This window comes from Neotabrizicola paludis, assembly GCF_044142105.1.
In the GTDB taxonomy this organism is placed as follows: Bacteria; Pseudomonadota; Alphaproteobacteria; order Rhodobacterales; family Rhodobacteraceae; genus Pseudogemmobacter.
The window spans coordinates 245,069-269,689 of record NZ_JBGTYM010000005.1 but is presented as its reverse complement, the minus strand read 5'-3'; the positions used below and the strand labels follow the sequence as shown (position 1 = coordinate 269,689).

Here is a 24,621-nt window from a genome sequence, read left to right as displayed (position 1 = left end):
CATGCTGGATCACCTGACCGTCGTTTCCCATCCGCTTGTCCAGCACAAGCTGACCCTGATGCGCGAGAAGGATACGTCGACCGCGTCCTTTCGCAAGCTTCTGCGCGAGATCAGCTTGCTTCTTGCCTATGAGGTCACGCGCGAATTGCCGATGACGACCAAGGCGATCGATACGCCGCTGGAGCCGATGAACGCCCCCACGATCGACGGCAAGAAGCTGGCGCTGGTGTCGATCCTGCGGGCGGGCAATGGCCTTCTGGATGGCATCCTGGAGCTGATCCCGGCGGCGCGGGTGGGGTTTGTCGGGCTCTATCGCGACCCCGAAAGCCTTCAGCCGGTGCAATATTACTGCAAGCTGCCCGATCATCTGGACGAGCGGGTTTCGATCGTGGTCGATCCGATGCTGGCCACCGGCAATTCCAGTGCGGCGGCGATCTCGCTGCTGAAACAATCCGGGGCCAAGGATATCCGCTTCCTCTGCCTTCTGGCCGCGCCGGAAGGGGTGAAGCGGATGAAAGAGGCCCATCCCGACGTGCCCATCGTGACAGCAGCGGTAGACAGTCACCTGAACGACCATGGATATATTGTGCCTGGCCTAGGGGATGCGGGTGACCGCATGTTCGGCACGAAATAGGGGGCGAACCCGCTTTACTTGGAAACAGTCTTGTTCCACACTTCCCGCAGCTGCTTCGGGGGAAGTGCATGTCTGTTTATCGTCTTCCGGCCGCGCTTGTTGCGGCCCTTTGCGCCGCCTCGCCCGCTCTTGCCGATCTGAGCGGTCCGGCCGAACTGCCGCCCGCTTCTTATCAAGGCCAGCAATATGTCGACAGCCGGGGCTGCGTATTCCTGCGGGCGGGCTATGGCGGGCAGGTGACCTGGGTGCCGCGGGTAACGCGGGATCGCAAGCAGCTTTGCGGCTATCCGGGATCGGGCGGCGCGGTCGATGTCGCGCCCGACGCAGCGCCTGTGGCCGCTGCGCCCGAGCCGAAGCTGGCCGAAAAGCCGGTTCCGGCGGTGCCGAACCCCGAACCTGTGGCCGAACCGAAAGCCCAAGCGTCCGTCGCGGTCGCGCCTCGGGTGACGGTCATGCCGGCGGTGAAATCGGCGAAATATCCCGACCCGGCGCCGCCCGCAGGCTGGAAGCAGGCCTGGAAGGATGACCGGCTGAACCCCAATCGTGGCAAGCAGACGGTCGCGGGCTTGCTGGATCAGGACGAGATCTGGGCGCGCACCACCCCCATGGTTCTGCGCGAGGACTGGGGCAAGCCCAAGGCCCCGCTGACGATCATTGTCCGCCGCGCCGATGGCAGCGAAGCGCGCTATGACGGCTTGGTGGTCTCGACCAAGGGCGACGGGCGGCTGGTGGTGCGGCTTGACGATGGCAAGGGCAGCACGGTTGTCGTTCCGGCGCTGGTGACGAAATCCAGCAAGAGCAGCCCGGAAGCGGTGGCTCCCTCTGGCAAGAAGGCCGGGACGGTGGCAAAAGCCACGACGCCGGTGACGACGGGGCAGAAGCTGTATGTCCGGGTCGGCGCCTATGGCGTGCAGGCCAATGCCGACAAGGCGGTCGGCAAGCTGCGCGGGCTGGGTCTGAAAGTGGCGCGCGGCAAAGCCAAGGACGGCGCGGTGCAGCTGGTCTATGCCGGTCCCTTCGCCTCCAAGGCCGAGGCCAAGGCGGCACTGGCCGCAGCGCGGGGCGCCGGGTTCCCGGATGCGGTTATGGTCCAGTAGCGCCCCGGTTCTTGACGAGGATCAAGGGCTGGTCCCTAGCCCTGGCAGACCGATTGCAAGGCGATCCAATCGTCATCCGGCAGCAGCGGGCTGGAGATCAGGCCCTTGAACGGATCGCCCGCGATCAGCCCCTCGACGCCCGCGCCTGAAGGCGCGCGCCATTTGACATAGGGCGACAGCGGCACCTGCGCCTTTTCGAAGGCGGCGATCAGCTTGGCGTCGGGCACCGCTTCCGGCGCGGCGCGCAGGAATTCCTCGCCATAGCCGGCAAGCGCCTCGGGTGGCAGGTTGCCCGAGGTCAGCAGGTCGAAACTGGCCCGCAGCCCGGCATGTTCAAGGATCGGGATCACCGGATCATCCAGCCCCGCCGCCACGCCTTCGGCCAGGGCGGCCCCGGCCAGCGCATCGGGGGCCTCAAGCTCGATCAGGCTGCGGGGCAGAAGGATCACTCCGCCGGGAAGATGGGCGGGGCGGGTCAGCCCTTCGGGGAGAATATAGAGGATCGGTGTATTCTCGGGGCCGAAGACCCGTTCGGACAGTTCGGCCAGCGCGGGCAGGCCCATTGCCCCGTCACAAGGCGCGCCGGTCAGGCGCGTCACGTCATCCAGCGCCGTCTGGCCGATTTCGGCCCGTTTGGCGGCGGGCATGACCTTGGCGGTATGCGAGACCAGCACACCGGGCAGGACAAATGCCGCGATGGCCAGGATCACCGCCGTCGTGCCGAAGATCAGCACGCCGCGCAAGCGGCCCGGATGCGGGCTGGCATGGCGCACCGCGGTCTGCACGGTGCGCAGCGCGGCGATCATGTCATCGTCTTCCAGTTCCAGCGTCTCGGACCCCTCGGCGCCGGGTGCGAACAGGGCAGGGCGCTGGCCGGGATTCAGCCGTTCGACTGCGGGCAGCGACCAATGCGAGAGCACCCCGTCATTGCGCGGATCGAGAAGCATCAGCGTGGCTTCGCCCAGACGGACCACCACATCGCGGCGCTGGCCCTCGGGCCCATCACGCCACAGGCCCGAACATTCGAGCTTCTGATACTTCTTCAGTGCCGTCATCGGGTCTTGCCGCGACCTTCCCTGCCTCTGCGCGCCACCCTAGCGCCCCCGGCGCCCGGCCACAATCACATCAGCTTCGCCACGGCCCGCAGCTCGAATTTCTGGATCTTGCCGGTCGAAGTCTTGGGCAGTTCGTGGAACACCACCAGCTTCGGGCATTTGAACCCCGCCAGATGTGCCCGGCAATGGGCGATCAGCTCGGCCTCGGTCGTCTGCGCGCCCGGCTTCAGCTCGACAAAGGCGCAGGGCACCTCGCCCCATTTGTCATCGGGCTTCGCGACCACCGCGCAAAGCGAGATGGCGGGGTGTTTCATCAAGATACCCTCGACCTCGACCGAAGACACGTTTTCGCCCCCTGAAATGATGATGTCCTTGGCGCGGTCGGTGATCTTGAGATAGCCGTCGGGATGCTGGATGGCGATGTCGCCCGAGCGGAACCAGCCGCCCTTGAAGGCCTCGGCCGTGGCTTCGGGGTTGCGATAGTAGCCCTTCATCACAAGATTGCCGCGCAGGGCGATCTCGCCCAGATGGCGGCTGTCCTTCGGCACGGGCTGTCCCTGCGGATCGTGCACTTCCGCGCCTTCCAGCATGGCCATGGGCACGCCTTGGCGCGATTTCAGATCGGCGCGCTCATCACCCGCGATGCCGTCCCATTCGGGCTGCCAGAGGCATTCGGTCGAGGGACCATAGGTCTCGGTCAGGCCATAGACCTGCGTCACGTTGAAGCCCAAGGGCTCAAAGGCCGCCAGGGTGGCGGCAGGAGGCGGCGCGCCCGCGGTGAAGACCTCGACCCTGTGGGCAAAGTCGCGGCGGTCCTCGGATTTGGCATTGACGATCATGTTGAGCACGATCGGCGCGCCGCCGAAATGGGTTACGCCTTCATCCCCGATCGCATCGTAGATCGCCTTGGCGGTGATGTCGCGGCAGCAGACCAGGGTGCCCCCCAGCATGGGCAGCATCCAGGGGTGACACCAGGCATTGCAATGAAACAGCGGAACGATGGTCAGGTAGACCGGGAAAAGCTGCATCCGCCAGGCCAGAGCATTGCCCATTCCGGCCAGATAGGCACCGCGATGGTGATAGACCACGCCCTTGGGCCGCCCGGTCGTGCCGGAGGTGTAGTTGATCGCGATGGATTCCCATTCGTCTTCCGGCATCAGCCAGTCGAAGCCGGGATCACCCTGATCATGCAGCGCCTCCCAGGTGGGATAGGCGCCGGTCGCGGTGAAGCCGCGGTCCACCGCTTCGACGATTTGCGGCGCGGGGCTTTCCATCCGCCGGATCGCCTCTTGCGCCAGCGGCACAAGGGCGGTGTCGACCACCACCATCTTCGCCCCGGCATGGGCGAGGATATAGGCCACGGTATCGGCGTCGAGCCTTGTGTTGATCGTGTTCAGCACCGCGCCGCAGGCTGGCACGGCGAAATGCGCTTCGGCCTGGGCGGGGATATTGGGCAGAAGCGTCGCTACCACATCGCCGGGGCGGATGCCGTGCTGCGACAGCGCCGAGGCGAGGCGTGTCACGCGCGCGGCGTAATCGGCGTAGCTCAGGCGGATGTCCTTCCAGACCACGGCGATGCGATTGGCGTGCACGCTTGCCGCGCGCTTCAGATGCGACAGGGGCGTCAGCGCCACATGGTTCGCGGCACATTTCTCAAGCCCGGCTTCATCCGGCAACCAACCCATGACATTCCTCCCCTGCCTGTCGCGCATGTCGCTTTCGGGCGCGCAGGGGGCAGCCTATCAGGCTTCACTGCCGGGCAAAGGCCGAAGATGACGCAGCCCCGGCCGGAAGACCCAGATGACACAAGCCAAACCTGACCGGACACTGGCTGCGGCAGGGCTGATCCTCGTCTATGCCGCGATCATCGGGTTTACCGACAATTTCGTGCAGGTCATCGCCCGCGAGTCCGGGCTGTGGCAGTTCCACGCCGCACGCAGCGCCATGGCGCTGCCGCTTCTGCTGCTGGCCGCGTGGATCCTTGGGCTGGATCTCAAGCCGCGGCGCTGGGGCGCGGTGGTGGCGCGTTCGTCCATCCATGGCGCGGCCATGGTGATCTATTTCGGCGCGCTGGCCTTTCTGCCGGTCGCGCTGGTGGCGGCAGGGCTGTTCACCGCGCCGATCTTCGTGCTGCTGATCTCGCGTCTGGCCTATGGCCACCAGATCGGCCCGGTGCGGATCATCGCCGTGGCGCTGGGTTTCACCGGGGTCGTGCTGGTGCTGGGGCCGGAAGTTCTGGGCGAGGCGTCGTTGGCCGCCGTTCTGCCGGTTGCCGCAGGGGCGCTTTATGCGCTGGGCAATATCGCCACGCGCGAATGGTGCGAGGGCGAGCCTGCCGAAGTGCTGCTTGCCGGATTCTTCGGCGCATTGGGGCTGATCGGAGTTGTCGGAATGGCGGCGCTGACCCTGTTCCCCCAGGCGCTGCCCGAGGGACCGGCGGCCTTTCTGCTGCGCGGTCCGGTCTGGCCGGGGACAGAGTTCTGGGTCTGGACCTTCGTTCAGGCGGCGGGATCGCTGCTGGGCGTCGGGCTGATGATCCGGGCCTATCAGATCACCGATGCCGGACGGGCCAGCGTGATCGAATATGTCATCCTGCCAGCGTCGGCCTTCTGGGCCTGGATCATCTGGGGCGAGCTGCTGACGCCGCTGGCCTGGATCGGCATGGCGCTGATCGCGCTGGCGGGGGGGATGATCGCGCTGCGCGCCAGGGTGCAGGAGGCAGGATCCGCCGGGGAGCTGCCGGAGCGCGCCTAATCCTGCGCCTCGCGGTCGCCCACCGCCTCGCGCCAATGCTTGCGGCAGAGGCTCTGATAGGTCTCGTTGCCGCCGATCTGCACCTGATCGCCGTCTTTCAGCGCCTTTCCATCCGGGCCGCGGCGGATGACCATGCTGGCCTTCTTGCCGCAATGACAGATGGTGCGCACCTCGCGCATCTCGTCGGCCCAGGCCAGAAGGGCCGCCGAGCCGGGAAAGAGATTGCCCTGAAAATCGACCCGCAGCCCGTAGCACATGACCGGCACCTTCAGGTCATCGACCGCGCGCGCCAGCTGCCAGACCTGCTCTTTCGACAGGAACTGCGCCTCGTCGATGAAGACGCAGGCGACCGGCCCGCGCGCCAAGCGCGCCGCCAGCTTGGCGAACATGTCTTCGCCGGGCGCGAATGTGTCGGCCGGGGCGCCGATGCCGATGCGGCTGCCGATCCGCGCCTCGCCCGCGCGGTTGTCCAGCCGGGCGGTGACCAGATAGGTCTGCATGCCGCCTTCGTGGTAATTGTGCGCGGCCTGCAAGAGCAGGGTCGACTTGCCCGCGTTCATTGTCGAGTAGTGGAAATAGAGCTTGGCCATGCGCCTGCCCTAAGGCGCGCACGGGGGCAGATCAAGCGCCCAGCACTGTGGCCATGGGCAAAAGGGGTGGGGGGCGGCGGCCCGCCTGGCAGGGACGGCGGCGCGGAATCCGGCCGTTCCTGGCGCAAAGACGGGTCCGCCGCAGGTTCTGCTGCAAGCCTGACGACGGACCCCCACCCCACCGGCGCTGGGGACACCGGCAACTCGTTACCGCCCCGGCACCTGCTGGGACGCTTTAATCATGACAAAGCGCTTTCCTGATATTAATGGGAAAAGTCGATGTGATTTCCCCCAGTCCGCCAGCGGCGCGGGGGCTGGAGGCGCGAATGTCCACGGAAAGCTATCTGAAGAAACATACCGAGGCGCTGGTCAAGGAGGTCGGGATCGAGGCCGCCTGCCAGTTGACCGGCAAGTCCAAGGCGACGCTCGGGCGCTACTACTCGGACAGCGAGGAACATGACGACCGTTTCATGCCCATCGACGTGGTGGCCCAGCTTGAGGCCGCCTCGCGCTTTCCGCATGTGACCGAGGCGCTGGCCGATCTGCGGGGCATCACCCTGTCCTATGACGGCGATAAGCGGATGGCGGCGTCAAAGGGCGTCAATCAGGACGTGGTCGCACTGGCGCAGCGCTTTGCCACGCTGATGAGCGAGTACAATCAGGCGATCAGCGATGGCAAGATCACGGTGAACGAGGCGAAACGCCTGCTGCGCGAGACATTGGCGCTGCAGCAGGTGCTTCTGGATATGAAGCTGAACCTCGAGGACGAGGTCAGCTAGGCCGCCGCCGCGGCACCCCTGCGCCGCCCTGCGGACGGGCCTTTTGCCCCTGGGGGCGGCTTCCCTGCGGGGAAGGCTGCGGACGGCCTGCCGGTTTCCCGGCCGCTTTGGCGGCGGCCTTGGCGGGATTGCTGGACATCTTCTGGCCCTGGCGCCCGCCGCCCTGAGGCCGCGCGCCGCGGTTCTGGCCGGGCTTGGGTGCCGCGGCCACAACATCGGCCGCCCAGGGCGCGCCACCGATCACCGGCAACGGCTTTTTCAGAAGTTTCTCAATCGCCTGCAGTTCGCCCATTTCGGCGGGCGCGCAGAAGCTGATGCTGGAGCCCTCCGCCCCGGCCCGTGCCGTGCGGCCGATGCGGTGGACATAGTTTTCCGGCACATTAGGCATGTCGTGGTTGTAGACATGGCGGACGGTCGGGATGTCGATGCCGCGCGCGGCCACATCGGTCGCGACCAGGACGTCGACCTCGCCCGCCTTGAATTCGCTCAGGATGCGGTCGCGCTGGTTCTGGCTGCGGTTGCCATGGATGGCGCCGACGCGAAATCCCCATTGTCCCAAGACCTTGGCCAGTTTGTCGGCGCCGTGCTTCGTGCGGGAGAAGACCAGCGCCTGCTCGCCGGGGTGCTTCTTGAGATAGTCTTCCAGAAGCTTCGCCTTGTCGCCATTGGGGATGTAATGCACGCCCTGCGTCACCTTCTCGGCGGGCTTGCCGGGGGGGGCGACCTGCACCTTGACCGGGTCGCGCAGATAGGTGTCGGCGATTTCGGTGATGTCCTTGGGCATGGTGGCCGAGAACATAAGTGTCTGGCGCTTCAGCGGAATATGCTTGGCGATCCGGCGCAGGGAATGGATGAAGCCCATGTCGAGCATGTGGTCGGCCTCGTCGAGAACGAGGTAGCCGCATTTCTCAAGGCTGACATCGCCGCGTTCCAGAAGGTCGATCAGGCGGCCGGGCGTGGCGACCAGAACATCGGCCCCGCGCGACAGCGAGGCGGTCTGCCGGTTGATCGAGGCGCCGCCCACGACCATAAGCACCTTGACCGGGGTGCCCTTGGTGAAGGTTTCCAGGTTCTCCTTGATTTGCAAGGCCAATTCCCGGGTCGGGGCCAGGATCAGGGCGCGGATCATCTTCGGACCCGGCGGATGGCCGATGTCGAGGATGCGGTGCAGAAGCGGCAGGCCGAAAGCGGCGGTCTTGCCGGTGCCGGTCTGCGCCAGACCCATGAGGTCGCGGCCCTGCATGATATGCGGGATGGCCTGGGCCTGGATCGGCGTGGGGGTCTTGAGCGTGGTTTTTTCCAGCGCGGTCAATATCTTGGGCGAAAGCCCGAGGGATGCGAAAGTCGTCATGCTCCGTCCATATCGTCAAAGGGCAGGCGACCCTCGCCCCCGGGGAAACCCCGGTTGCCGTGCCGCCCGCGGCGCCCCTGCGTGATGGTGGGAACCTAAGTCCGGGCCTTCAGGTGCTCACGCGGCACGGGCTTCGGACTGAGCGGGAGATGGGGCAAATGCCACGAAAAGTCAAGCTGGCGAGGCATCTTCCGATTGTCTTCCAAACGTCTTCCAAACGTCATCCGAAGGTCTTCCGGTGTCAGAGACCTGGCGCCCGCTATCGTGGTTTCCAGTTTGAAGACAGCACGTGACGGTTGTTTTCATGCCTGTATATTTTGAGCCTTGATTTTGCCCCGATTCTGACCCCTCTCTTCACTCAATTGTGACTGCATTGTGTTCCCGGCCCAAATTCCTGCGTTACGACGACAAGAAGCTTTTGGTTGCGCCATTACGGCGGGACATGTGGCGAAAAGACCTGAAACCGAAACTGAATTTCAAAACCCAGGGAGGGTATCATGAAAGCTTTCAAGGCGGCGGTGACCGCAGGTGCGATTACCCTTGCCGCCGGCGCTGCCCAGGCAGCACCCGTTACGGTTGAGCAGATCGGCACCCTGACCAGCGTTGGTCAGGATTTCACCTTCACCTTCAGCGGCATCTCCAATTTCATCGGTGGCGCGGTGGTGACAATTACGACGTTGGGCGGGGCGACACCGGGCCTTGATCTCAGCGGCGCGTTTACGGGCGAGGATGAGAATTTCGAGGTCCTGTTCGACAGCATCTCGCAGGGGTTCTTCAGCTGTGATGGCCCGTCCAACAACGGCTCCACCGCGATCCCGGGCGCGGTAGACAACAGCTTCAACTTCAACAACTGTGCTTTCTCGCTGCCGTTGGCGATTGACGCCGCCACATTCGCCAGCCTTGCCGGCGACGGCGCGCTGGATGTCGGCGTGTTCTTCGGTGATGACGTGAGCTTCACGGCAGATCTTGACCAGTTCAAAGTGTCGCTCAGCTATGAAACGACCGTGGCGCCCGTGCCGCTGCCGGCTTCGGCCTTGATGCTGGGTGCGGGACTTCTGGGCCTGGGTGCAGTGGCGCGGCGTCGCAAGACGCGCGCCTGATCCAGAATCACGGAACAGCACGGCCGTCGCAGAGATTGCGGCGGCCGTTTTCGTTGACGGTCAGGGCGAGGCGGTACTGGCGCGGATCACGAGTTCGACCGGCAGGACCGTGTCGAGCGGTCCCTCTTCCGCGCCCGCCAGCCTTCGCAGCAGGCGCTGCGCTGCGATCTGGCCGATCTGCATGCGCGGCTGGCGGATCGTGGTCAGCGGGGGGGCGATATGGGCGATCAGTTCGATATCGTCGAAGCCGACGACAGAGACGTCGCGCGGCACTTTCAGCCCGTGGCGCTGCACCTCGCCGATGAAGCCGCAGGCCATGGCGTCTGAGGCCAGGAAGACGGCAGTAGGCCGAGTGGCCCTGGGCTGGTCAAGCCAGCGGGCGGCGGCGGCGCGGCCTGAATCGAGCGAGAAGTCACCGGGATAGACGGCATCGGGTGCGGCGCTCAGGCCGCGGCGCGCTAGCGCCTCGTGATACCCGGCCAGCCGTGCGATGCTGAGGACATTGCCCTCGGGTCCGACGACATGGCCGATGCGCTGGTGGCCCAGATCGGCCAGATGGTCGACGGCCAGGCCGGCGGCGGCGCGGTTGCCGATCTTGACGCGCGGCACGGCCAGGCCGGGGATCCATTCGCAGGCCTCGACCACGGGCACGCGGCCCACAAGCGCGGCGGCGGGCAGCGCGCCGTCAAGGACGATCAGCCCGTCGGCGCGGGACGGTTCGGCATAGTCCAGCAGCCGCGCGGCACCATTGGTCGAGGTATCGGCGATCAGGAGGTTGTATCCCGCAGGACCAAGGACGGAATCGATGCCGTAAAGGATCTGCGAAAAGAACGGGTTGGCCAGGTTCGGCACCAGCGCCACGATGCCGCCGGTGCGGCGGTGGCGCAGGTTGCGCGCGGCGTGGTTCAGCCGGTAGCCGGTTTCGGAAATCGCGGCCTGGACGGCGGCGCGGGTTTCCTCGCTGACGACATCGGGATTGGACAGGGCGCGGCTGACCGTGGCGGTCGAGACCCCGGCAAGCCGGGCCACATCGCTGATCCTGGGACGTCCGTCTTTCATGCCCCTCTCCTACGCTGGAGAGCCGCGCCGCTCAATCGCGTTCTTGGTCGCGATTCCCGGCAAGGAATCATCTTGCAACCGATTACATTCGATGTCTATCCTGCTTGCAACCGATTACATTGCGCCTGGGGAGGAGCAGATGCAGACGATCAGGGGGCCGGGCCTGTTCCTGGCCCAGTTCGCCGCCGACCAGGCCCCGTTCAATTCGCTGCCTGCCATCGCCCGCTGGGCGGCCGGTCTGGGCTATCGCGGCGTGCAAATTCCAAGCTGGGACGGGCGGTTGTTCGATCTCGATCGGGCCGCCGCCTCGCAGGATTATTGCGACGAGGTGAAGGGCATCTGCGCCGAGGCGGGGGTGGCGATCACCGAATTGTCGACGCATTTGCAGGGCCAGCTGGTGGCGGTGCATCCGGCCTATGATGCGGCCTTTGACGGCTTTGCCGCGCCTGCGGTCCGGGGCAATCCGGCGGCGCGGCAGTCCTGGGCGGTGGATCAGGTCAGGAAAGCGCTGACCGCGTCAAAGCGGCTGGGGCTGACGGCGCATGCCACGTTTTCCGGTGCGCTGGCCTGGCCCTATGTCTATCCCTGGCCCCAGCGCCCGGCGGGACTGGTGGAAGAGGCCTTCGACGAGCTGGCCCGGCGCTGGCACCCGATCCTGGACCATGCCGAGGAATGCGGCGTGGATGTCTGCTACGAGATCCATCCCGGCGAGGATCTGCATGACGGGGCGAGTTACGAGATGTTCCTTGACCGCGTGGGCAACCATGCGCGGGCCAATATGCTGTACGACCCCAGCCATTACGTTTTGCAGCATCTGGATTACCTGGCGAATATCGACATCTATCACCAGCGCATCCGCATGTTTCACGTCAAGGATGCCGAGCTGAACCCGACCGGGCGGCAGGGGGTCTATGGCGGTTTCCAATCCTGGGTCGACCGCGCCGGGCGGTTCCGCAGCCCGGGCGACGGGCAGGTCGATTTCGGCGGCGTCTTCTCGAAGCTGACGCAATACGGCTTCGACGGCTGGGCCGTGGTGGAATGGGAATGCTGTCTCAAGCATCCCGAGGATGGTGCACGGGAAGGTGCGGCTTTCGTTGAGGATCACATCATCCGGGTGACCGAAAAGGCCTTTGACGATTTCGCGGGGGCGGGCACCGACCGGGCCGCCAACCGCAGGATGCTGGGGTTGCAGCCATGACGGAAATCAGGCTTGGCATGGTGGGCGGCGGGCAGGGGGCGTTCATCGGCGCCGTGCACCGGATCGCGGCACGGCTGGATGGCGAATACCGGCTGGTGGCGGGGGCCTTGTCCTCGACCCCCGAGAAGGCGAAAGCCTCGGGCGCGGCGCTGGGGCTGGACCCGGCGCGCTGCTATGGCGATTATCGCGAGATGGCGCAGCGCGAGGCGCGGCGCAAGGACGGCGTGCAGGCGGTGGCGATCGTGACGCCGAACCACATGCATGCGGGCCCGGCGATCGAGTTCCTGAAACGCGGCATCCATGTGATCTGCGACAAGCCGCTGACCGCGACCATGGCCGAGGCGAAGAAGCTGGCCAAGGTGGCCGAGGCGTCGCAGGCGCTGTTCATCCTGACCCATAATTACACCGGCTATCCGATGGTGCGGCAGGCCCGCGCCATGGTGGCGCGCGGCGATCTGGGCCGGTTGCGGCTGGTGCAGGTGGAATATGTGCAGGACTGGCTGACCGAGGCGGCCGAGGCCACGGGGTCGAAACAGGCGGAATGGCGCACCGATCCGGCGCGGTCGGGGGCAGGGGGCGCGCTGGGGGATATCGGCACTCATGCCTATAACCTCGCCGCCTTCGTGAGCGGGATGGAGCCCGAGGCGCTGGCGGCCGATCTGGCCGCGATGGTGCCGGGGCGGCGGCTGGATGACAATGCGCATGTCCTTTTGCGCTATGCGGGCGGGGCCAAAGGGATGCTCTGGGCCAGTCAGGTTGCGCCGGGCAATGAGAACGGGCTGCGGCTGCGGATCTATGGCGAGAAGGGCGGGCTGGACTGGGCGCAGGAGGACCCGAACCGGCTGTGGTTCACGGCCTTTGGCCAGCCGAAGCAGTTGCTGACCCGCAATGGCGCCGGGGCCGATCCGGCGGGGCAGCGGGTAAGCCGCGTGCCGGGCGGCCATCCCGAAGGTTATCTGGAGGCCTTTGCGACGATCTATTCCGAGGCCGCGCGGGCGATCCGGGCGCGGGATGCGGGCGAAGCAGTGCCGGAAGAGGTTGTCTATCCGACGCTGAAGGACGGGCTGGCGGGGATGCGCTTCGTCGAGGCCTGCGTCCAGTCGGCCAAGCGCAATGCGGCCTGGGTGACGCTGTGAGTCAGGTCCCCGCCCTGGCGCTGGCGGATGTGCGCAAGAGCTTTGGCCCGATCGAGATCCTGCATGGCATCGACTTTGCCCTGCATCCGGGCGAGGTCCATGCCCTGATCGGCGAGAACGGGGCGGGCAAGTCGACGATCATGAAGATCCTGGGCGGCTATCTGGCGCCCACATCGGGGCAGGTGCTGCTGGATGGCGCGCCCGCTCCCTTCCGCTCGGGCGCCGAGGCCGAGGCGGCGGGGATCGTGGTGATCCATCAGGAATTCAACCTCGCCCCCGACCTGACCGTCGCCCAGAATGTCTGGCTGGGTCGCGAGATGGGGCGCATCCTTCTGGATCACAAGGCGATGCGCGCGGCGACGCAGGCGCTGCTGGACCAGCTGGAATGCCGCGTCTCGCCCGATGCGCGCATCCGCGACCTGCCAGTGTCGGACCGCCAGATGGTGGAAATCGCCAAGGCCCTGTCGCGCAAGGCCCGCGTCTTGATCATGGACGAACCTTCGGCGGTGCTGACGGGCCGCGAGGTGCAGATCCTGTTCCGGCAGATCGAGCGTCTGCGGGCCTCGGGTGTGGCGCTGCTGTACACTTCGCACCGGCTGGACGAGGTGGATCATCTTGCGGACCGGATCACGGTTCTGCGCGATGGCGCTGTGGTGCGGCGCGCGCTGCGGGGCGAATTGACCGAAGACGGCATGGCGACGGCCATGGTCGGACGCGATCTGAAAGACATTTTCCCGCCGCGCCGCGACACGTTCGGCCCGGTGGTGTTCGAGGCGCGCGATGTCGCGGTGCCGCCCCTTGTGCAGGGCGTGACCCTGACCCTGCGGCGCGGCGAGGTTCTTGGAATTTCGGGCCTTGTCGGTGCGGGGCGGACGGAGCTGGCGGAAGGCCTGGTGGGGCTGCGCGCGCATACCGGCACGATCCTGCGCGACGGGCGGCCGGTCAGCCTGCGGTCGCTGTCAGATGCGGCGGCGCAGGGCATCGCCTATCTGACCGAAGACCGCAAGGAGCGCGGCCTTCTGCTGACCAAGACGCTGCGCGAGAACCTGACCCTGTCGACGCTGGACCGGTTCGGCAGCCCGCTGATCTCGCGCCCCGCGGAAGAGGCGGCACTGACCAAGGCCATCGGCGATTTCGACATCCGCGCCCCGCGCCGCGACATGGCGGTGGGCAACCTGTCGGGCGGCAACCAGCAAAAGGTCCTGCTGGCCAAGACCATGCTGCCCGAACCGCAGGTGGTGATCATCGACGAGCCGACGCGCGGCATCGATATCGGCACCAAGAGCCAGATCTACCATTTCATCGACCGGCTGGCCCGCGAGGGCCTGTCGGTGATCGTCATCTCCTCGGACATGCCCGAGATCCTGGGCCTGTCGGACCGTGTGCTGGTCATGCGGCAGGGCCGCGTGGCGGGCGTGCTGGAAGGGACGGAAATCACCGAGACCGCGGTGGTGCGGCTGGTCATGGGCACAAGCGAAGAGAAGGCTCCCGAGGATGCGTAACCTGTCTTTGTCGACCCTCGGCCCCTTGGCCGCGCTGATCCTTCTGATCGCGCTGGGCGCCTATCTGAATGAGAATTTCTATTCGGCGGGCAATATCACCAATGTCCTCGCCCGGTCGGCCTTTATCGGCATGATCGCGGTGGGGATGACCTTTGTCATCACCAGCGGGGGCATCGACCTGTCGGTCGGCTCGATGGCGGCCTTCATCGCGGGGATGATGATCCTGGCGATGAATGCGCTGATCCCGACCCTGGGCATCGGCGTGCCCCTGGTTCTGGCCGGGATGGGCGTGGCGCTGCTGGTGGGGCTGCTGGCGGGCTTCGCCAATGGTTTCCTGATCACCAAGGTCAGGATCGAGCCTTTCATCGTGACGCTGGGCACGATGGGCATCTTCCGGTCGCTGGTGACCTGGATCGCCGATGGCGGCACGCTGTCGCTGGATTTCGAGGCGCGGCAATTCTACCGTCCGGTCTATTATGACGGGCTGTTCGGCGTGGCCTGGCCAATCATCGTCTTTGCCATCGTGGCGGTGCTGGGCGAGGTGGTGATGCGTCACACCCGCTTTGGCCGCTATTCCGAAGCCATCGGATCGAATGAGAAGGTCGCGCGCTATTCGGCGGTCAAGGTCGAGCGGGTGCAGTTGCTGACTTATGTCGTCCTTGGCCTGCTGGTCGGGCTGGCGACCATTCTTTACGTCCCCCGCCTCGGCTCGGCCTCGGGCTCGACCGGGCTGTTGTGGGAGCTGGAGGCGATCGCCGCCGTGATCATCGGCGGCACTGCGCTGAAGGGCGGCTATGGCCGGGTCTGGGGCACGGTGGTGGGCGTGCTGATCCTGTCGCTGATCGACAACATCCTGAACCTGGCCGATCTGGTCTCGCCCTATCTGAACGGCGCGATCCAGGGGGTCATCATCGTTCTCGCCGTTGTGCTGCAACGGGGAAAGTCTTCCGCCGAAGGGCGGTAGGGTAACTGCCGCAGGAGAAGCGGCTTTTTATGGGAGGAATGAGAGATGCAACGCAGACAGTTCTTTGGGGCCGCCGCTGCCGTCGCCGCCGCCGCCACCACTGCGCGCCCGGTTCTGGCGCAGGACCAGACCTTCACCATCGGCGTGTCGATCCCCTCGGCCACGCATGGTTTCATGGGCGGGTTGAACTGGCATGCCCAGCAGTCGATCGCCCGGCTGGAAGCGACCTATCCGAATGTCAAATTCGTGCTGGCCACGGCGGGCGAGCCGGGCAAACAGGTGGATGACATCGAGGATATGCTGGCCACCCGCAACATCGACGGTCTGGTGGTGCTGCCTTTCGAATCCGAGCCGCTGACCGGGCCGGTCAAGGCGGTGAAGGATGCCGGGAAATGGGTGACGGTGGTGGACCGGGGCCTGTCGGTCGAAGGGATCGAGGATCTCTATGTCGCGGGCGACAACACCGCGTTCGGCCGGGTCGCAGGCGAGTATTTCAAGGCCAACCTGCCGTCGGGCGCCAAGGTCGTGGTGCTGCGCGGGATTCCCACGACGCTGGACAATGAGCGGGTGGACGCCTTCCAGAAGGCCATCGACGGGTCGGGCATCGAGATCCTGGACATGCAGCATGGCAACTGGAACCGCGACGACGCCTTCACCGTGATGCAGGACTTCCTGTCGAAATACCCCAAGATCGACGCGGTCTGGGCGGCGGATGACGATATGGCGATCGGCGTGATGGAAGCCATCGCCCAGGCCGGTCGGACCGAGGAGATGTGGATCATCGGCGGCGCCGGGATGAAGGAAATCGTCAAGCGGATCATGGACAAGGACCCGCAGCTTCCGGTGGATGTGACCTATCCGCCGGCCCTGATCTCGGCCGCGATCGAGATGACGGCGCTGCGTTTCGTGTCGGACACGCCGGTCTATGGCCGCTTCATCATCGGCTCGACCCTGATCACGCCGGAGAATGCGGAACGCTTCTACTTCCCCGACAGCCCGTTCTGAGCGGGAAAAGGAACCCCCGGTCGAAAGGCCGGGGGTTTTGCTTTGGGGGATAGCCCCTTTCATATCTCGGCTTTTCGGCCCTGGTGCGGTTGCGGGGCTGGCATGGATTGTCGGCTCCTCGTTGCGTCGGGCCGTTTGGCGCTGAAAACGCTACACTGGAGCGTTTTCGCCCCGGCAAAGCCGGGGGCCGCGCCTCATCCCTGCAACGTCCTGACCCCATACCCCTCGCCCCGCGCCTTCATCGCCGCGACGGCGGCAATGCTGGCGGCTGCCGTGGTGAAATAGGGGATCTTGTCCATCAGCGCGACGCGGCGGATGTCGCGGCTGTCGCTGATCGACTGGGTGCCTTCGGTCGTGTTCATCACCAAAGCGATCTCGTCATTCTTGAGGCGGTCGACGATGTTCGGGCGGCCTTCATAGACCTTGGCGACCAGTTCGGCCTTGACGCCCTGTTCGGCCAGCCAAAGCTGCGTGCCGCGGGTGGCGATCACTTCGAAACCCATGGCGACCAGGTCGCGGGCGGCGGCGGCCAGCGCCTCGGACTTGTCCATGTCCTTGACCGAGAGGAACACCCGGCCGCCTTCGGGCAGGGTCATGCCCGCGCCCATCTGCGCCTTGAGGAAGGCCAGCGCAAAGCTGCGGTCCCAGCCCATGACTTCGCCGGTCGAGCGCATTTCCGGCCCCAGAAGCGGGTCGACGCCGGGGAAGCGGGCGAAGGGCAGCACGGCCTCTTTCACGCTGAACCACGGTGTCTGCGGATCGGCCAGCGTCAGCGGATCGGCCAGCGGCAGCACGGTGTCGGGGCCGACACCGGCGGGGTAGGCGGCGCGCTGCGGGAAGGTCGACAGTTTCTCGCCTGCCATCAGCCGCGCGGCGATGGAGGCAATGGCGCTGTCGGTCGCCTTGGCGACGAAGGGCACGGTGCGCGAGGCGCGCGGGTTCACTTCGAGAACGTAGATCACGCCATCCTTGATGGCGAATTGCACGTTCATCAGCCCGACCACATTCAGCGCGCGGGCCATCTCGACGGTCTGGCGCTTGAGATCGGCGATGGTCTCGGCGGACAGAGAATGGGGCGGCAGGCAGCAGGCCGAGTCGCCGGAATGGACGCCCGCTTCCTCGATATGTTCCATGATCCCCGCGACATGGACGGATTGCCCGTCGCAGAGTGCATCGACATCGACCTCGATCGCGCCCGCCAGATAGCTGTCCAGAAGGACCGGGCTGTCACCCGAAACCTGCACGGCGGTGGTGATGTAGCGTTCAAGCTGGGCGTCGTCGCGGATGATTTCCATCGCGCGGCCGCCCAGGACGAAGGAAGGCCGGATCACCAGCGGATAGCCGACCTGCGCCGCGACGCGGAAGGCCTCGTCGCGGCTGCGCGCCGTGCCGTTGACCGGCTGCTTGAGACCAAGCTTGTGCAGGAGCTGCTGGAAGCGTTCGCGGTCTTCGGCAAGGTCGATGGCATCGGGCGTGGTGCCAAGGATCGGGATGCCTTCCTCATGCAGCGCATTGGCCAGTTTCAGCGGCGTCTGGCCACCGAACTGGACGATCACGCCGTGCAGGGTGCCGTTTTCCTGCTCGACCCGGAGGATTTCCAGCACATGTTCCAGCGTCAGTGGTTCGAAATACAGCCGGTCCGAGGTGTCGTAATCGGTCGAGACGGTTTCCGGATTGCAGTTGACCATGATGGTTTCATAGCCCGCCGCGGTCAGCGCGAAGCAGGCATGGCAGCAGCAATAGTCGAACTCGATGCCCTGGCCGATGCGGTTGGGGCCGCCGCCCAGGATGACGACCTTCTTCGCCGCCGAGGGGCGGCTTTCGCATTCCACATCGCCCATCGCGGGGGCTTCGTAGGTGGAATACATATAGGGGGTCTGGGCCTCGAATTCGGCGGCGCAAGTGTCGATGCGCTTGAAGACCGCCGTGACGCCAAGGCTGCGGCGATCGCGGCGGATCTGGCCCTCGTCGCGGCCGGTGAGCCTGGCCAGGCGGGCATCGGTGAAGCCCAGCATCTTGAGGGCGCGCATGGCCTCGGCCGTGACCGGCATGCCCTCGCGGCGGATCTTTTCCTCGGTGTCGATGATCTCGCGGATACGGGCGAGGAACCAGGGATCGAAGGCGGTGATGGCCTGGATCTCGTCATCCGCGAACCCATGGCGCATGGCCTGGGCGATGACGCGCAGACGGTCGGGCGTGGCCTGGGACAGCGCCTTGGAAATGGCGGCGCGGTCGGGGGCGCCGGGGATGGCGATCTCGTCAAAGCCGGTCAGGCCGGTCTCAAGGCTGGCCAGGGCCTTTTGCAGCGATTCGTGGATGGTGCGGCCGATGGCCATGGCCTCGCCCACCGATTTCATCGCGGTGGTGAGGAAGGGCTCGGAGCCGGGGAATTTCTCGAAGGCGAAGCGCGGGATCTTGGTGACGACATAGTCGATGGTCGGCTCGAAGCTGGCGGGCGTGACCTTGGTGATGTCGTTGTCCAATTCGTCCAGCGTGTAGCCGACGGCCAGCTTGGCGGCGATTTTCGCAATCGGGAAGCCCGTGGCTTTGGAGGCCAGCGCCGAGGAGCGCGAGACGCGCGGGTTCATCTCGATCACGACCATGCGGCCGTCTTTCGGGTTGATCGCCCATTGCACGTTGGAGCCGCCGGTCTCGACCCCGATCTCACGCAGGACAGCGATGCTGCCGTTGCGCATGATCTGGTATTCCTTGTCGGTCAGCGTCAGCGCCGGGGCGACGGTGATCGAGTCGCCGGTATGCACGCCCATCGGATCGACATTCTCGATCGAGCAGACGATGATCGCGTTGTCCGCCTTGTCGCGGACGACCTCCATTTCATATTCTTTCCAGCCGAGCAGCGACTCGTCGACCAGAACCTGCGCCACCGGCGAGGCTTCGAGCCCCGAGCGCACGATGGCTTCGTAATCGTCGCGGTTATAAGCCACGCCGCCGCCGGTGCCGCCCAGCGTGAAGGCGGGGCGGATGATGGCGGGCAAGCCGATCTGTTCCAGGTCGGCCATGGCCTGGCGGACGCCGGCGGCGATGTCATATTTGCCGTTTGCCTTGGGCGCGGCGACGATGGTGGCCTTGGGGTTTTCCAGCCCGATCCGGTCCATCGCTTCGCGGAACAGCTTGCGGTCTTCGGCCATTTCAATGGCATCGCGCTTGGCGCCGATCAGTTCCACGTTGAACTGGTCGAGGACGCCCATGTCGGCCAGCGCCAGCGCGGTGTTCAGCCCGGTCTGCCCGCCCATGGTGGGCAGGATGGCGTCGGGGCGCTCTTTCTCGATGATCTTGGCGACGACTTCCGGCGTGATCGGCTCGATATAGGTCGCATCCGCCAGACCGGGATCGGTCATGATCGTGGCGGGGTTCGAGTTCACCAGGATGACCCGGTAGCCTTCCTCACGCAGCGCCTTGCAGGCCTGGGCGCCCGAATAGTCGAACTCGCAGGCCTGGCCGATGACGATGGGCCCTGCGCCGATGATCATGATCGAGTGGATATCTGTCCGCTTCGGCATGTCTGGGCCCCCTTGGCTGTCGGCAAATTGCCGGGGGTTTAAGAGCGAAGCGGCAGGGGCGCAAGGGGCAAAGGGGCGACAAGGCGGGACGCGGAATCCTTCGAAGGGTTTTGCAGATTTCTGTGAAGAAACGTACCAGGCGCCGCAGGGCCTGTCGGCGCACCGGAGCGGGCCGTCGCAAAACCGCTGGCCTGCGCGCAGCATTCGGCCTAACTGGCGTCAAGTGATGGGAGGTTCGGGGTGATCCTGCTGGAATATGGCCCGCTTGGTGCCCCGGTCGTGTTCGACCGGCCGGAAGAGGTGATTCTCGCCCAGGCCCCGGCCGAGGTCGCCCCCGCGCTGGCGCGGGCCGAGACGGCGCGGGCGGCGGGGGCTTGGATCGCGGGCTATGTCGCCTATGAGGCGGGCTATGCGCTGGAGCCCAAGCTGCGGCACCTGATGCCGCGGCGGCGGCAGGGGCCGCTGGTTGCGCTGGGGGTCTTTGGCCCGCCGGGCGATGCCGTGCCGACGCTGGCGCAGGCGGCCGAGGAAGGCCAGGCCAGCGCGATGCTGCCGCCGGTGCCGGGGGTCGGGCGGCGGGCCTATGGCGGGGCGATGGCGAAGGTTCTGGCCTATATCGCGGCGGGCGACTGCTATCAGGTCAACCTGACCTTCCCGATGCGCTCGCGGCTGGTCTCGGGCACGGCTCTGGGCCTTTACGGCGCCTTGCGGCGCACGGGCGCCGTGGGCCATGGCGCCTTTGTCGATCTGGGCGTCGGGCCGGTGGTCGTGTCGCGCAGCCCGGAACTGTTCTTCAGCCTCGATGCCGGGGGAAGGATCGCGGCGCGGCCGATGAAGGGCACGCGGCCGCGCGATGCCGATCCGGTCGCCGATGCGACGCTCAAGGCCGAGCTTCTGGCCAGCGCCAAGGACCGGGCCGAGAATCTGATGATCGTCGATCTGCTGCGCAATGACATTTCCCGGCTGGCGGAGGTGGGTTCGGTCCGGGTGCCCGCGCTCTATGCGGTGGAAAGCTATGCGACCGTGCATCAGATGGTCTCGGCCGTGGAAGGCCAGCTTGCCGCGCCGCCGACGCTGCCCGGACTGATGGCGGCGCTGTTTCCCTGCGGCTCGGTCACCGGCGCGCCGAAGATCCGGGCGATGGAGATCATCCGCGAGGTCGAGCGCGCCCCGCGCGGGGTCTATTGCGGGTCGGTCGGCTGGATGGCGCCGGATGGCAGCGCCGATTTCAGCGTGGCGATCCGCACGCTTTCGGTCACGGGCAATGAGATCGTGATGAATGTGGGCGGGGGCGTGGTGCATGAATCCACCGCTGCGGGCGAATGGGAGGAGGCGCTGTGGAAAGCGCGCTTCGTGAAGGCGGCCTCGATCAAGGGCTGAGGCTGATCGAGACGGTGCTCTGGGACGGGCGCGGCGCGCCGCGCTGGCCGCTGCATCTGGCGCGGCTGACGCGGGCGGCGGGGCTTTTGGGCTGGGACTGCCCCGAGGTCGTTCTGCCGGGACCGGACCATCCGGCGCGGCTGCGGCTGACGCTGGGGCGCGCAGGCCGGGTGGCCTGGGAGGTGCATCCCCTGCCGCAAGCCAAGCCGGAATGGCGGGTCGGCCTGGCGGCGGCGCGGCTTTCATCGGGCGATCCCTGGCTGTCGGTGAAATCGACCCGGCGCGGTCTCTATGATGCGACGCGAGCGGCGCTGCCGGAGGCGTTGGACGAGGTCCTGTTCATCAACCAGCGCGGCGAGGTTTGCGAGGGGACGATCACCAATGTCTTCTTCGACCGGGGGCAAGGCATGCGGACGCCGCCTTTGTCTTGCGGCCTGTTGCCGGGGGTGCTGCGCGCAGAGCTGGCCTGCAAGGAAGAAGTCCTGCTGTCCGACGATCTGCCGCAGGTGCGGCTGTGGGTCGGCAATGCTCTGCGCGGGCTGATCCCGGCGCGCTTCTTGCCCCGGGGCGGCGCAGGCTGAGGGCGCGGACGCTTCGCGGGGCGCATCTGTGCCCAAGATGACGGGGTGAGGCGTTTCGTTTCATCCTGATCCAAATCTGCGCGCCAGAGGCATTCGCCGCCAGCCGTCTGGTGCAACGGCCGGGGTTGACTTCACCAGGGCGGGGCGCTCTATCGGCGCGATGGAATTTCTGCCCTCGGAAGGGGATCGACGATGCATGCCTATCGCAGCCACACCTGTGCCGCGCTGAACAAGGCCCATGTGGGCGAGACCGTCCGGCTTTCGGGCTGGGTCCATCGGGTGCGCGACCATGGCGGCGTGTTGTTCATCGACCTGCGCGACCATTATGGTATCACCCAGGTGCTGGCCGACAGCGACAGCCCGGCCTTTGCCGCGCTGGAGAAGGTGCGGTCGGAATGGGTGGTGCGGATCGACGGGCGGGTGAAGGCCCGCGATGCGAGCCTGGTGAACGCGAAGATCCCGACCGGCGAGATCGAGGTCTATGCGCTGGGCGTCGAGGTTCTGGGCGCGGTCGAGGGCGAGTTGCCGCTGCCGGTCTTTGGCGAGACGGAATACCCGGAAGAGACGCGGCTGACCTACCGTTTCCTCGACCTGCGCCGCGACGGCATGCATCAGAACATGATGCTGCGCAGTAACGTGGTGCGCTGGCTGCGCGAGAAGATGTGGAGCCAGGGTTTCACCGAATTCCAGACCCCGATCATCACCGCCTCCAGCCCCGAAGGCGCGCGCGACTTTCTGGTGCCGTCGCGTCTGCATCCGGGCAAGTTCTATGCCCTGCCGCAGGCGCCGCAGCAGTTCAAGCAGCTGATCCAGGTGGCGGGGTTCGACCGCTATTTCCAGATCGCGCCCTGTTTCCGCGACGAGGACCCGCGCGCCGACCGCAGCCCGACCGATTTCTACCAGCTTGATGTCGAGATGAGCTTTGTCGAGCAGGAGGATGTCTTCGCCGCCGTCCAGCCGGTGCTGCAGGGCCTGTTCGAGCATTTCGGAAAGGGCCGCAAGGTCCATGCCGACTGGCCGAAGATCGCCTATCGCGACAGCCTGAAATGGTATGGCAGCGACAAGCCCGACCTGCGCAACCCGATCCGGATGCAGGATGTGAGCGAGCATTTCCGCGGCTCGGGCTTCGGCATCTTCGCCTCGCTGCTGGAGAATGAGGGCACCGAGGTGCGCGCCATTCCCGCGCCCACCGGCGGCAGCCGCAAGTTTGCCGACCGGATGAATGCCTTCGCGCAGAAGGAAGGCCTGCCGGGGATGGGCTATATCTTCTGGCGCCAACGCGAGAAGAGCGCCTTGCAGCTCGGTGTCGAAATACTGAAGCCCCTCGCTGCTACCATGGAAGCAATTGAGAAGACCAACTATGGTGGCTCTGCCTTCGATGAGCTTTCGAAGGCAGCTCGCAAGCTGGTTGATGATCTGACTCCTCAGCTGATCGCGGAAGAGGAAGCGGTTCGGAAGTACAAAGACGCAGTTGATGCAGGAAACTTCCGGCGCGCCGCCTTGCTATTCAATGCCTACTTCAGCGACTTCGAGGCCGCCGGTCCGATTGCTAAGGCTTTGGGACCGGAAAGAACTGAAGCAATCCGTCAGCAACTTGAGCTTGAGCAAGGCGATGCCGTCTTCTTCCTGGGCGGAAAGCCTGAAGTGTTCGAACCCGTCGCGGGCCGGGCGCGCAACGAGATTGGCCGCGAGCTGGGGCTGACCGAGACGGATTGCTTCCGCTTCGCCTGGATCGTCGATTTCCCGATGTATGAGAAGACCGACGAGGGCGGGATCGATTTCTCGCACAACCCCTTCTCGATGCCGCAGGGGGGCCTCGAGGCGCTGAATGGTGATCCGCTGAAGGTCTATGCCTATCAGTATGATCTGGCCTGCAACGGCTATGAGGTCATTTCGGGCGGTATCCGCAACCACAAGCCCGAGATCATGTACAAGGCCTTCGAACTGGCGGGCTATCCGAATTCCGAGGTCGACAAGCGCTTTGGCGGCATGGTCAAGGCGTTCAAATACGGCGCGCCGCCGCATGGCGGCTGTGCGGCGGGGATCGACCGGCTGGTGATGCTGCTGGCGGATACGACGAATATCCGCGAGGTCATCATGTTCCCGATGAACCAGCGCGCGGAGGACCTGCTGATGAACGCGCCCAGCGAGCCGACGCTGAAACAGCTGCGCGAGTTGCAGTTGCGGGTCGTGCCGAAGGACAGCTAATCGGCGGTGATGTTGCCGGGGAGGATGCCGATGGCCAGAACCGGGCATCCTCCGCTGCGGCCGGCGGCGATGCGGCTGATCAGCTTGTGGGTGCCGGTTGTGCTTGCGCCGAACTTCGCGGCGACAGTTTCGGTCGTCTCGATGCCTTGCTTGTCCAGGCAATACCCAAGAGATTTGAAGAAACCATTCGACAATTCACGGGTCACGATGACACCGACATCGATCACCCCGGCTTCGAAAAAGCTGCGGAAGGCGTAGAGGTCGCGGTCGTAGGTCTGGTCCTTGCTGTTCCATTCATAGTCGAAGGCCACCCGGCCGCGCCAGAAATCGACCATGTGATTGTGGATGAAGTCATCGCGCCGCATCTCGGCGATCAGCGGCGGCTCCTTGCCCTTGCCAGCGCGCAACTTGACGAGAAGATCGGCTTCGATGCGCACTTCTTCATGAAAACCCGCCGATCTTGCCAGATCGCCGAAACGCTCGGTCGCGGACATGCGATTCCCGCCCGGCGAGCGGATTTCCGTTTGCGAAATGGTGAATTGCCGCAGCACTGCAAGGATCGCGGCAAGTTCCTGTGGCGCTCTCTGGCGCAGGACGGCCGTGGCGCTTCGATAGCTTTTGACCGAATATCTGGCGAGGAGCGCGTCGTCGAAGACTTCGGCGGCAAAGGCGTCGTCGTCGAAAACGGCGTCAGCCCCGCGCGTCAT

At 65.7% G+C, this 24,621-nt stretch carries 20 protein-coding genes; 13 read left to right on the top strand and 7 right to left on the bottom strand.

Going from position 1 to position 24,621, the window contains the following annotated elements; genetic code table 11:
* Position 1: 1 nt before the first annotated feature.
* Together upp and ACED67_RS13400 are read left to right on the top strand one after the other, a co-directional pair.
* Positions 2–634, top strand: a complete 633-nt coding sequence (upp, locus tag ACED67_RS13405; RefSeq protein WP_395542161.1) for a uracil phosphoribosyltransferase — start codon at positions 2–4, stop codon at positions 632–634.
* Between the two features lie 68 nt (positions 635–702).
* On the top strand, positions 703–1,731 hold the full coding sequence (locus ACED67_RS13400; RefSeq protein ID WP_395542160.1) for an SPOR domain-containing protein: 1,029 nt from the start codon (positions 703–705) through the stop codon (positions 1,729–1,731).
* Between the two features lie 35 nt (positions 1,732–1,766).
* Here ACED67_RS13400 and ACED67_RS13395 read toward each other — a convergent pair whose 3' ends face one another.
* On the bottom strand, positions 1,767–2,786 hold the full coding sequence (locus ACED67_RS13395; protein ID WP_395542159.1) for a hypothetical protein: 1,020 nt from the start codon (positions 2,784–2,786) through the stop codon (positions 1,767–1,769).
* A gap of 65 nt (positions 2,787–2,851) precedes the next feature.
* The gene (locus tag ACED67_RS13390) at positions 2,852–4,471 is read right to left on the bottom strand and encodes an AMP-binding protein (RefSeq protein ID WP_395542158.1); all 1,620 of its coding nucleotides are present in this window, start codon (positions 4,469–4,471) and stop codon (positions 2,852–2,854) included.
* A gap of 115 nt (positions 4,472–4,586) precedes the next feature.
* Between ACED67_RS13390 and ACED67_RS13385 the strand changes: the two genes are divergently transcribed.
* Positions 4,587–5,540 carry a DMT family transporter gene (locus ACED67_RS13385; protein WP_395542157.1) on the top strand — a complete coding sequence of 318 codons (954 nt, stop codon included), beginning with the start codon at positions 4,587–4,589 and terminating at the stop codon, positions 5,538–5,540.
* On the opposite strand, the gene ACED67_RS13380 is transcribed toward ACED67_RS13385, so the two are convergent.
* Complete coding sequence (locus tag ACED67_RS13380) at positions 5,537–6,130, bottom strand: thymidine kinase (RefSeq protein ID WP_395542156.1); 594 nt, start codon at positions 6,128–6,130, stop codon at positions 5,537–5,539. The genes ACED67_RS13385 and ACED67_RS13380 overlap by 4 nt on opposite strands.
* 326 nt (positions 6,131–6,456) lie before the next feature.
* Here ACED67_RS13380 and ACED67_RS13375 point away from each other — a divergent pair, with 326 nt between their 5' ends.
* Positions 6,457–6,909 (top strand): hypothetical protein, encoded by a 453-nt coding sequence (locus tag ACED67_RS13375; RefSeq protein WP_395542155.1) that lies wholly within the window; start codon positions 6,457–6,459, stop codon positions 6,907–6,909.
* On the opposite strand, the gene ACED67_RS13370 is transcribed toward ACED67_RS13375, so the two are convergent.
* Positions 6,902–8,260: a DEAD/DEAH box helicase gene (locus ACED67_RS13370; RefSeq protein WP_395542154.1), complete on the bottom strand. Its 1,359-nt coding sequence runs from the start codon at positions 8,258–8,260 to the stop codon at positions 6,902–6,904. The two genes, ACED67_RS13375 and ACED67_RS13370, sit on opposite strands and share 8 nt — an antisense overlap.
* 497 nt (positions 8,261–8,757) lie before the next feature.
* Here ACED67_RS13370 and ACED67_RS13365 point away from each other — a divergent pair, with 497 nt between their 5' ends.
* Positions 8,758–9,360 carry a VPLPA-CTERM sorting domain-containing protein gene (locus ACED67_RS13365; protein WP_395542153.1) on the top strand — a complete coding sequence of 201 codons (603 nt, stop codon included), beginning with the start codon at positions 8,758–8,760 and terminating at the stop codon, positions 9,358–9,360.
* 60 nt (positions 9,361–9,420) lie between these two features.
* Here ACED67_RS13365 and ACED67_RS13360 read toward each other — a convergent pair whose 3' ends face one another.
* Entirely contained in the window at positions 9,421–10,419 is a 999-nt protein-coding gene (locus ACED67_RS13360) for a LacI family DNA-binding transcriptional regulator (RefSeq protein WP_395542152.1), read from the bottom strand.
* Positions 10,420–10,558: 139 nt separating this feature from the next.
* On the opposite strand from ACED67_RS13360, the gene ACED67_RS13355 reads away from it, so the two are divergent.
* Genes ACED67_RS13355 through ACED67_RS13335 form a run of 5 tightly spaced genes read left to right on the top strand, consistent with a single transcriptional unit; the run spans position 10,559 to position 16,224 of the window.
* Positions 10,559–11,617, top strand: a complete 1,059-nt coding sequence (locus ACED67_RS13355; RefSeq protein ID WP_395542151.1) for a sugar phosphate isomerase/epimerase family protein — start codon at positions 10,559–10,561, stop codon at positions 11,615–11,617.
* On the top strand, positions 11,614–12,753 hold the full coding sequence (locus tag ACED67_RS13350) for a Gfo/Idh/MocA family protein (RefSeq protein WP_395542150.1): 1,140 nt from the start codon (positions 11,614–11,616) through the stop codon (positions 12,751–12,753). Before ACED67_RS13355 ends, ACED67_RS13350 begins: the two co-directional genes overlap by 4 nt.
* A complete protein-coding gene (locus ACED67_RS13345; RefSeq protein ID WP_395542149.1) occupies positions 12,750–14,255 on the top strand; it encodes a sugar ABC transporter ATP-binding protein in 1,506 nt (501 codons plus the stop codon). Before ACED67_RS13350 ends, ACED67_RS13345 begins: the two co-directional genes overlap by 4 nt.
* Positions 14,248–15,219: an ABC transporter permease gene (locus ACED67_RS13340; RefSeq protein WP_395542148.1), complete on the top strand. Its 972-nt coding sequence runs from the start codon at positions 14,248–14,250 to the stop codon at positions 15,217–15,219. The genes ACED67_RS13345 and ACED67_RS13340 overlap by 8 nt, the downstream gene beginning before the upstream one ends.
* A gap of 45 nt (positions 15,220–15,264) precedes the next feature.
* Entirely contained in the window at positions 15,265–16,224 is a 960-nt protein-coding gene (locus tag ACED67_RS13335; protein WP_395542147.1) for an ABC transporter substrate-binding protein, read from the top strand.
* Between the two features lie 194 nt (positions 16,225–16,418).
* Here ACED67_RS13335 and carB read toward each other — a convergent pair whose 3' ends face one another.
* Positions 16,419–19,745 carry a carbamoyl-phosphate synthase large subunit gene (carB, locus tag ACED67_RS13330; protein ID WP_395542146.1) on the bottom strand — a complete coding sequence of 1,109 codons (3,327 nt, stop codon included), beginning with the start codon at positions 19,743–19,745 and terminating at the stop codon, positions 16,419–16,421.
* A 240-nt stretch (positions 19,746–19,985) separates the two neighbouring features.
* On the opposite strand from carB, the gene ACED67_RS13325 reads away from it, so the two are divergent.
* The 3 genes from ACED67_RS13325 (at position 19,986) to aspS (ending at position 23,914) form a co-directional block, all read left to right on the top strand.
* Positions 19,986–21,125 (top strand): aminodeoxychorismate synthase component I, encoded by a 1,140-nt coding sequence (locus ACED67_RS13325; RefSeq protein WP_395542145.1) that lies wholly within the window; start codon positions 19,986–19,988, stop codon positions 21,123–21,125.
* The gene (locus tag ACED67_RS13320) at positions 21,083–21,706 is read left to right on the top strand and encodes an aminotransferase class IV family protein (RefSeq protein WP_395542144.1); all 624 of its coding nucleotides are present in this window, start codon (positions 21,083–21,085) and stop codon (positions 21,704–21,706) included. Before ACED67_RS13325 ends, ACED67_RS13320 begins: the two co-directional genes overlap by 43 nt.
* Positions 21,707–21,898: 192 nt before the next feature.
* Positions 21,899–23,914, top strand: coding sequence for an aspartate--tRNA ligase (gene aspS, locus ACED67_RS13315; RefSeq protein WP_395542143.1), 2,016 nt, complete (start codon positions 21,899–21,901; stop codon positions 23,912–23,914).
* Here the strand turns inward: aspS and ACED67_RS13310 are convergent.
* On the bottom strand, positions 23,911–24,621 hold the full coding sequence (locus ACED67_RS13310) for a BglII/BstYI family type II restriction endonuclease (RefSeq protein WP_395542141.1): 711 nt from the start codon (positions 24,619–24,621) through the stop codon (positions 23,911–23,913). The genes aspS and ACED67_RS13310 overlap by 4 nt on opposite strands.